The sequence below is a fragment of the Peptococcus simiae genome (assembly GCF_046097595.1).
Lineage (GTDB): Bacteria > Bacillota > Peptococcia > Peptococcales > Peptococcaceae > Peptococcus > Peptococcus simiae.
In genome coordinates, this window is sequence record NZ_JBJUVG010000003.1 from 145442 (window position 1) to 154146 (window position 8705).

Consider the following 8705-nt stretch of genomic DNA (forward strand, 5'->3'; position numbering starts at 1 on the left):
TGCCCTTTCCTGTAAGTGGGGATTTCTTGCACATTTTTTCACAGGCCGGTTGTTCTAGACGCTTTTCTTCCGTATAATAGGAATTAATCTGGCTAATATTATAAATGGGGGGATAGCATGGATCAGAAAGTGATTGCCCTACCTAGATTAAACGGCTTGAGCCCGAATTTAGAATCAACAGCCCTAAAGCTCATGGAAGAAACCGGTGAGCTGGCCCAGGCCATTGGCAAGTACCGGGGCCTGTCCGGCGAACGGTCCAGTTATACGGATAAAGAAATTCAAGGGGCCATTGCCTCAGAATTATTGGATGTGGCCCAAACCGCTGTCTCGATGATGTATGTCCTAGAAGAACAATATGACGTAGATATCGCCCAGGCGCTGGAGGCCCATATTGAAAAACTCCTACGCAAGGGCTACTTAACCATGGATAAGGGGGATGGCCAATGACAAAACGCCTCATGTTTGTTTTCGGAACCCGGCCGGAAGCCATTAAGATGGCCCCGCTGGTCAAGGCCTGTGAGCGGCATGATGCCTTTGAACCGGTGGTGGTGGTAACCGCCCAGCACCGGGAAATGCTGGACCAGGTCCTGGCGCTCTTTCACATTCAACCGGACTACGACCTGAATATTATGAAGCCCGGCCAGAGCCTGACGGATATCACCTGTGCGGTGATTCGGGGCCTGGAAGGGGTTATTGCCGAGGTCCAACCGGATATGGTCCTGGTCCATGGTGACACCACGACCACCTTTGCCGGGGCCCTGGCCGCCTACTACCAGGGGGTGCCGGTGGCCCATGTAGAGGCCGGCTTACGCAGTGGCAATATGTACGCCCCCTTCCCGGAAGAAGGAAACCGCCGGCTGACAGCTGTCCTTTCTGCGGTTCACCTGGCCCCGACGGCCGGCGCCCGGGCCGCCCTCCTGGCTGAAGGGGTCGCAGAAGACCATATCTACACCACCGGTAATACGGTTATTGATGCCTTGAATACCATCCTGGATCGTCCCTATAGCTTTCCGGAGGGACCGGTCAAGGAAGCCCTGGCCCAGCCGGGCCGCAAGCTCCTTCTAACGGCCCACCGCCGGGAAAACCTGGGGGACCCCATGCACCGGATTTTTGCCGCCCTGGTCCGCCTTCTGGAAGACTTTCCTGATACCACCCTTTTCTTCCCCATGCACAAGAACCCGAAAGTGCGGGCTGTGGTTGAGGAAGTGCTGGGCGGTCACGACCGGGTGGTCTTCATGGAACCCTTGGATTACGAACCCTTCGTCCACCTGATGAACCGGATGGACCTGATTTTAACCGATTCCGGTGGCCTCCAGGAAGAGGCGCCTTCCTTAGGCAAGCCGGTCCTGGTCTTACGGGATACCACTGAACGGCCCGAAGCCGTCGAAGCCGGTACCGTCCGCCTGGTTGGTACCCAGGAAGGGCCCATTTACGCGGCCGCCGCCGAACTCTTAACCGACCCGGCAGCTTATGCGGCCATGAAGCATGCCATCAACCCTTACGGGGATGGGGCAGCCTGTGCCCGGATTTTACAAGCCCTGGGTCACCATTTCGGCCTGAATGACCGGCCGGACCCCTGGGCCTAAAGCCTGGTGCGCTTCCGCCCTGTTGTTTGCATGCCTACAGGGCTTTTGATATAATTGTGAAGATTAGCAGGAGGGTGTCATGACCAACGGAAACTGGCGGCCCAAGCCGCCTCGTCGTCCCGGGTCTGATTCTGTCTGGTTTCGTGCCTTTAATGTGGCCCTATCCTTCGGCGTTACCCTGGGTGCCTCACTCTTTATCATGTGGCACCTGGGACAGTGGATTGACGGAAAAATCGGAACATACTTTGTTTTTACCGCCCTGGGAATCATCATTGCGGTGATTTCGGGCTTCCGTATTTTAATCCGGGAATTGACCCACTTTGAAGAAGGGCTTGCATCCGGCCGAAGACCCGATGACCCAGCCAAGAAGGGGGAGACGAAGTGACTACGACAACAGGCATCGTGATGGGCTTTTTGCTTGGCCTAGCTGCCTCTGCCATCAAGATATTTTTGACGGAGCGCTTTTTCATGAACCAGCCCTTGCGAGCCGGTACCGCCTTGGTACTGGTTGTGCGTATTTTGTTGGATATCGGCGTTCTCTTCGCTATGCACTTTCAACTGTCGGCGATGGTAGCAGCGGCTATTGGGCTAACAGTTGATCCAATTTATTTCTTGACGTATATTTGGCGCAAAAAGGGGTGAAGTTATGTTTTTAGCAAAGCCGGCCTATGCTGCAGAAGAGATGGGGGCGCCGCAAATTCTTGCCGGCAATGATCAGTGGTTTATTTCCAGTGATATGGTCACCATGTGGGTGATTATTTTGTGCTTAGCGGTGGTTTGCTTTATTGGCACTCGCCAGATGCGCAAACACCCCACAGGCCTGCAAAATATCCTGGAAACGATTGTCGAATTACTGCACGGAATTGTCGTCGATATTATGGGAGAGACCCGCGCCAAGCGGTATGGCCCTTTCCTGATGACCTTTTTCATTATGATTTTATGCTCGAACTATATTGGCCTTTTGCCGTTATCCGGCATGCACATACCCGGGTACATTGCGCCCACCGCCAACTTATCTGTTACGGCAGGGTTGGCAATCATCGTTATCGTCGGGTACTTTGTCATCGGCTTTATGGATGGACGGATGGCTTTTATCAAACATTTCTTCTTAACACCGATGTTACCCATGAACCTGCTGGAAATGATTACCCGGCCGCTTTCCCTGGCCATTCGTCTTTACGGCAATATTTTCGGGGAAGAAATGATCATCGGTGTGCTTTTCGGTATTTTACCCTTTTTCTTACCACTGCCGATGTATGCTTTATCTATCCTATTCGGCGCCATCCAGGCGTATGTATTTACCCTGCTGGCATGTATTTACTGGGAAGAAGCATCTAACCGGGAAGGCCACTAGGCCCTTCCGCGCAGACAGATCATTTTTATTTTAAGGAGGATGTATTACATGGAACTGACAATGGGTTTAATTGCAATTGGTATGGGCCTGGCCCTCGGGCTGGCTTCACTTGGTGTAGGGATCGGGCAAGGGATTGCCACCGGTCATGCGGCAGAATCTATGGCACGTCAACCGGAACTGGCCGGCACCATTCGTACGACCCTCATCATCGGTCTAGCCTTCATGGAAGCAGCTGCTATTTACGCGCTCTTGATCGCTTTCATGCTCTTCACCAAAATCGGTTAAGCGATTTTTAAGAGACTGGATCAGTTTTAGCGTGAGCAGAAAGGAGGGTTTTCGTTGCAAATATCCTTACCGCAAATTATTGCCGCTATAGTCAACTTTTTCGTCCTGCTGGCGATTTTGAAGGTTTTCCTATACAAGCCGGTCTTCAATATGCTGGAGGCCCGCAAAGCGGAAATCGATCAGAACTTAAGCGAAGCGGAACGTGCGCGCGAGGAAGCCGGTGAGCTCAAACGGCAGTATGAAGTCGAGCTCAAGGAAGCCAATACTAAGGCCCAGGCCATCATCAACGAAGCCACCGAACTGGGTGAGAAAAACCGCACCGATTTAATTGCAGAAGCAAGGGCGGAAATCACCCGGCTGAATGAACGCGCCAAAGCAGACATCGCTCGTGAAACAGAACAGGCCGCCCAGCGCCTCAAGGCAGAAGTAGCCAATATTGCGATTGATGCTGCCGAAAGTGTGCTCAAAAGAGAGGTTAGCCAGGCCGAGCATGAACAGGTCCTGGATCAATTTATTGCAGAAGAAATAAGTGCGGGGATAGCAAAATGAGAGACAGTAAACTCGCCAACCGCTACGCCCGCGCCTTAATGATCCTTTCGGACTTACCGGAAGAGCAGGAAGCCATCGCCCAAGACCTTGACCTGGTGGTGGACACCCTGCATAAGAATGAAGACCTGGCCGCTGTCTATACCGGCGTCCAGTTCTCGAATGTTGACAAAAAAGCGGTGGTGCGTCAGATTTTTGATGACACAGTTAGTGAAGATATTTTACATTTTCTGTTGCTCCTGGTGGATAAATCTCGCACCGACTATATTTTTGATATTCATGAAGCCTTTGTCACCCTGATGGATGAAGCCAAGGGTATTGTCGATATGGACTTGGAAACGGCCTTTCCCCTAGATGACCAGGCCCTTGACCGGGTCAGAGAAGGCCTGGCCCAGGCCAGCCAAAAGCAGGTCCGCCTGCATGTCACTGTGAATCCGGACCTCATTTGCGGTATCCGGGTCCAGTATGGCGACTATATTATCGACAACTCTGCAAAGGCTAAATTGGAAGCCCTGCGTCGGGACTTGGTGCAGGGGTATAAGAAGACGGAGGTGAGGGACAATTGAGCATCAGACCAGATGAAATTAGTTCAATATTAAAAGAACAAATCCGCGATTACGATCAGGCTGTTGAAACCTCCGAAGTGGGTACTGTTATTGAGGTTGGTGACGGGATTGCGCGCGTGCACGGCCTATCAAATGCCATGGTCAATGAGCTCCTTGAATTCCCCGGCGGCGTGCAAGGCATGGCGCAGAACTTGGAAGAAGACAATATCGGCTGTATTATTTTAGGGGACTTTAGCCATATCAAAGACGGCGACCCGGTCAAGCGGACCGGGCGGATCGTTGAAGTGCCCGTCGGTGAAGCCCTGATTGGGCGGGTGGTTAACGCCATCGGCGAACCGATTGACGGCAAGGGCCCCCTGGATACGGATAAAACCCGGCCGGTAGAAAATGTGGCCTCCGGGGTTATCACCCGGAAAGAGGTCAACGAGCCCCTGCAGACGGGCTTAAAGGCCATTGACGCCCTGGTACCCATCGGCCGCGGCCAACGGGAACTCATTATCGGTGACCGGCAAACCGGGAAAACAGCCATCGCGATTGATACCATTATCAACCAGCGCAATGAAGATGTCATTTGTATCTACGTGGCCATTGGGCAAAAAGCCTCTACTGTGGCCAACGTTGTAAGCCAATTAGAAAGCTTTGGGGCTATGGACTACACCATCGTGGTCGCAGCAACCGCTGCCGAACCGGCCCCCATGCTCTACCTGGCCCCCTATGCCGGGGCGGCCATGGGCGAAGAGTTTATGTTTAACGGCAAAGACGTCCTCATCGTTTACGATGACCTGTCCAAACAGGCCGTCGCCTACCGGGAAATCTCCTTGCTGCTCCGCCGGCCGCCGGGACGGGAAGCCTACCCCGGGGACGTTTTCTACCTGCACTCCCGCCTTTTGGAACGGGCAGCTAAGCTGGAAGACAAGTACGGCGGCGGGTCGATGACCGCCCTGCCCATTATCGAAACCCAGGCCTCAGACGTATCTGCCTATATACCGACTAACGTCATTTCCATTACCGACGGGCAGATCTTCCTGGAAACAGACCTCTTCTATGCCGGGATGCGGCCGGCTATTAACGCTGGGATTTCCGTATCCCGGGTTGGTGGGTCCGCTCAAATCAAGGCCATGAAGAAAATCGCCGGGAACCTCCGGATTGACCTGGCCCAATACAATGAACTGAAGGCCTTTGCCCAGTTCGGTAGTGACCTGGATGAAGCCACCAAGGCCACCCTGGCTCGGGGGGAACGGATTTCCGAACTCCTCAAGCAAAAGCAGTATAGCCCCATGCCGGTTGAAGACCAGGTAGTCGCTATTTATGCTGTCAGCCGGGGCTATGTTGATGACATCCCGGTAGACGAGCTGGCAAGGTTTGAACACGAACTATTAAGCTACATGAAGGGTGGCCAGACAGCCGATACGGTCTTGAAGGTCATTCGCGAAACGGGCCAGATGCCGGAAGAAACGGAACAAGCCCTGAAAGATGCGATTACATCCTTTAAAGAAGGCTTCTCCGTTTAGAAAGGGGGCAGACCATGGCGAAAACCAGAGAAATAAAAAGGCGCATGACGAGTATCACCAATACGCGCCAAATCACCTCCGCCATGAAAATGGTTTCTGCGTCCAAATTGCGTCGTGCACAAGTCTTTGTGGGCGCCGGAGAGCAATACCGGAATAAGCTGCGGCAGGTCATTGCCCAGGTGGCCCAGGCCAGTGGGCAGATTTTTGACCACCCTCTTTTAGACCAGCGGGAGGTCAAAAAAGCCGGCTTTGTCATCTTTGCCTCAGACAAGGGCTTGGCCGGCGGCTACAACAGCAACCTCCTCAACTTTGCCCTGGACCAGGTCCAGGCCGCAGAGGCCCGGGGGGCCGCTATCGGCATTATTGCTGTTGGCCGGAAAGCAACCGATTTCTTCAAAAAGCGCGGTTATACCATTGACTTAGCAGCGCTGGAAACGGCAGATGTGCCGGAGATCAGTGATTCCAATGAACTCACCAACCACATCATAGAAGCCTATGGGACCGGCTACTATGACGAGGTGACCGTCATTTACCAGCAATTTAAGTCCGCTATGAGCCAAACGCCTGTAGCGGTCAAGGTCCTACCCTTTGACACAGATGAAATGAGTGGGGAGCAGAAGGATGCCCCCTATACCGATGATTATATTTTTGAACCCAATGCCGCCGAGATTCTGGAGGCCTTGCTGCCGATGTACCTGTCCAACCAGCTTTACGCCGCCCTGGTGGATGCCAAGGTTGGGGAACATGGTGCCCGGATGACGGCCATGACCGCCGCCACGGATAACGCCACAGATCTTTTGGCTACACTGGAAATCACCTATAACCGAGCGCGTCAAACGGCCATTACCAATGAAATTACAGAAATTGTGGCCGGTGCCGATGCCCTGGGTTAGGAGTAAGGAGGAAGCAATTTGAATCAAGGAAAGATTATTAAGTTAGTCGGTCCAGTTGTTGACGTAGAATTCCCTAGCGGTCAGCTGCCGGGTATCAATAATGCTCTGCATATTTCCTCCGATGAGCAGCCTGAAGACAAAAAGACGGGAAGCGAATTTAAAGTCGTTTTGGAAGTGGCCGAGCATTTGGGCGGTAACGTCGTCCGCTCAATCGCAATGGAATCAACCGACGGCCTAGTCCGGGGGATGGTGGTTACCGATGAAGGCAACCCCATTACCGTCCCTGTCGGTGACGGCACCCTGGGCCGGTTGATGAATGTTGTCGGGGACCCCATCGATGAAGCCGGGCCGGTTGAAAGCGAAACCCGCTGGCCCATCCACCGCAAGGCCCCGTCCTATGTTGAGCAAAACCCCTCTCAGGAAATCCTGGAAACCGGGATTAAGGTCATTGACCTCCTTTGCCCCTATGTTAAGGGGGGCAAGACCGGCCTCTTCGGTGGGGCCGGCGTTGGGAAAACCGTCCTCATCCAGGAGTTAATTCGGAACATCGCCTATGAACACGGGGGCTACTCCGTCTTTGCCGGGGTCGGCGAACGGACCCGGGAAGGGAAAGACCTCCTGGTTGAAATGCGCGAAAGTGGCGTTATCGACAAGACCAGCCTGGTTTTCGGCCAGATGAACGAGCCCCCCGGGGCCCGGATGCGGATCGCCCTGACCGGGCTGACCGTTGCGGAATATTTCCGGGATGAACAAAACCAGGACGTGCTCTTATTCATTGATAATATCTTTCGCTTCACCCAAGCCGGGTCAGAAGTATCCGCCCTCTTAGGCCGGATGCCTTCCGCCGTCGGTTACCAGCCAACCCTGGCTACAGAAATGGGGACCATGCAGGAGCGGATTACCTCCACCGATAAGGGGTCCATCACCTCCGTTCAGGCCGTTTACGTCCCTGCCGACGACTTGACCGACCCCGCTCCGGCAACTACCTTCGCCCACCTGGATGCCACCACCGTCCTGGAACGGTCCATTTCTGAAAAGGGGATCTACCCTGCCGTTGACCCCTTGGCCTCCACCTCACGGATTCTGGACCCCCGGATTGTTGGGGAAGACCACTATGAAGTGGCCCGGGGCGTCCAGGAAGTCCTCCAGGAATACCGGGAACTCCAGGACATTATCTCCATCCTGGGGATGGACGAACTATCCGATGAAGAAAAACTTATCGTTGCCCGGGCTCGGCGGATTGAACGGTTCTTGTCCCAGTCCTTCTTTGTTGCAGAACAATTCACCGGTAACCCCGGTCAATACATCCCCCTGGAAGAAACCCTACGGGGCTTCCGCGAAATTTTAGACGGCAAACATGATGACCTACCTGAACAGGCCTTCCTGATGGTCGGCACCATTGATGACGCTGTTGCTAAAGCCGAGCGGATGCGGCAAGAAGGCCTGGCCTAGGAGGTATTATGGCGGAGAACAAGATACACCTTGACGTGGTTACGCCGCGCGGCGTTGCCTTGAATGTGGACTGCGATCTGGTGGTCGTCACCTCAACCAATGGTGAAATGGGCTTCATGGCCAACCACGCACCGACGTTGGCCGCCTTAATCCCACAAGTGGTCCGCTATACCGTAGATGGCCAGGAAAACGTCATCTTCGTATCCGGCGGCTTTGTCGAAGTAAACGACAACACCGTGAGCATCATGGCCCTGGCTGCAGAAACCAGCTCTGAAATCGACTTCAAGCGGGCTGAAGAAGCCAGAAACCGTGCCATTGCCCACCTCAAAGAAGGCGAGCACTCAGACCGCGTCCGGGCGGAAGCCGCCCTGGCTCGGGCCAATGCCCGTCTCAAAATGAGCGAATACCGCCACGGATAAATGCATATATTAAGCGTCTCAGCCACCAGCAGAGACGCTTTTTTATTATTTAGATTTTTACTGTAAGGAAAAGTATAAAAATAGAGTAGGTAG

12 protein-coding genes are annotated in these 8705 nt (G+C 53.8%); all 12 read left to right on the top strand.

The genetic code is table 11. From position 1 onward, the window contains the following. The first annotated feature begins 117 nt into the window (after positions 1-117). The 12 genes from ACKQTC_RS03810 to atpC all read left to right on the top strand — a co-directional run bounded on the left by ACKQTC_RS03810 (position 118) and on the right by atpC (position 8612). On the top strand, positions 118-447 hold the full coding sequence (locus ACKQTC_RS03810; RefSeq protein ID WP_408977101.1) for a MazG-like family protein: 330 nt from the start codon (positions 118-120) through the stop codon (positions 445-447). After that, entirely contained in the window at positions 444-1586 is a 1143-nt protein-coding gene (gene wecB, locus ACKQTC_RS03815; RefSeq protein ID WP_408977102.1) for a non-hydrolyzing UDP-N-acetylglucosamine 2-epimerase, read from the top strand. The genes ACKQTC_RS03810 and wecB overlap by 4 nt, the downstream gene beginning before the upstream one ends. Before the next feature lie 79 nt (positions 1587-1665). Next, positions 1666-1971 (top strand): AtpZ/AtpI family protein, encoded by a 306-nt coding sequence (locus ACKQTC_RS03820; RefSeq protein WP_408977103.1) that lies wholly within the window; start codon positions 1666-1668, stop codon positions 1969-1971. Continuing rightward, positions 1968-2228: a hypothetical protein gene (locus ACKQTC_RS03825; RefSeq protein ID WP_408977104.1), complete on the top strand. Its 261-nt coding sequence runs from the start codon at positions 1968-1970 to the stop codon at positions 2226-2228. Before ACKQTC_RS03820 ends, ACKQTC_RS03825 begins: the two co-directional genes overlap by 4 nt. 4 nt (positions 2229-2232) lie before the next feature. Then, complete coding sequence (gene atpB, locus ACKQTC_RS03830; RefSeq protein ID WP_408977105.1) at positions 2233-2940, top strand: F0F1 ATP synthase subunit A; 708 nt, start codon at positions 2233-2235, stop codon at positions 2938-2940. Between the two features lie 48 nt (positions 2941-2988). Further along, the gene (gene atpE, locus ACKQTC_RS03835) at positions 2989-3225 is read left to right on the top strand and encodes an ATP synthase F0 subunit C (RefSeq protein ID WP_408977106.1); all 237 of its coding nucleotides are present in this window, start codon (positions 2989-2991) and stop codon (positions 3223-3225) included. 54 nt (positions 3226-3279) lie between these two features. Continuing rightward, positions 3280-3774: a F0F1 ATP synthase subunit B gene (gene atpF / locus ACKQTC_RS03840; RefSeq protein WP_408977107.1), complete on the top strand. Its 495-nt coding sequence runs from the start codon at positions 3280-3282 to the stop codon at positions 3772-3774. After that, positions 3771-4337, top strand: a complete 567-nt coding sequence (gene atpH, locus ACKQTC_RS03845; RefSeq protein ID WP_408977108.1) for an ATP synthase F1 subunit delta — start codon at positions 3771-3773, stop codon at positions 4335-4337. Before atpF ends, atpH begins: the two co-directional genes overlap by 4 nt. Continuing rightward, a complete protein-coding gene (gene atpA, locus ACKQTC_RS03850; RefSeq protein WP_408977109.1) occupies positions 4334-5848 on the top strand; it encodes a F0F1 ATP synthase subunit alpha in 1515 nt (504 codons plus the stop codon). Before atpH ends, atpA begins: the two co-directional genes overlap by 4 nt. Positions 5849-5862: 14 nt before the next feature. Next, on the top strand, positions 5863-6741 hold the full coding sequence (gene atpG, locus ACKQTC_RS03855; protein WP_408977110.1) for an ATP synthase F1 subunit gamma: 879 nt from the start codon (positions 5863-5865) through the stop codon (positions 6739-6741). Between the two features lie 18 nt (positions 6742-6759). Beyond that, the gene (gene atpD / locus ACKQTC_RS03860; protein WP_408977111.1) at positions 6760-8193 is read left to right on the top strand and encodes a F0F1 ATP synthase subunit beta; all 1434 of its coding nucleotides are present in this window, start codon (positions 6760-6762) and stop codon (positions 8191-8193) included. 8 nt (positions 8194-8201) lie between these two features. Then, the gene (gene atpC / locus ACKQTC_RS03865) at positions 8202-8612 is read left to right on the top strand and encodes an ATP synthase F1 subunit epsilon (RefSeq protein ID WP_408977112.1); all 411 of its coding nucleotides are present in this window, start codon (positions 8202-8204) and stop codon (positions 8610-8612) included. Positions 8613-8705 lie beyond the last annotated feature (93 nt).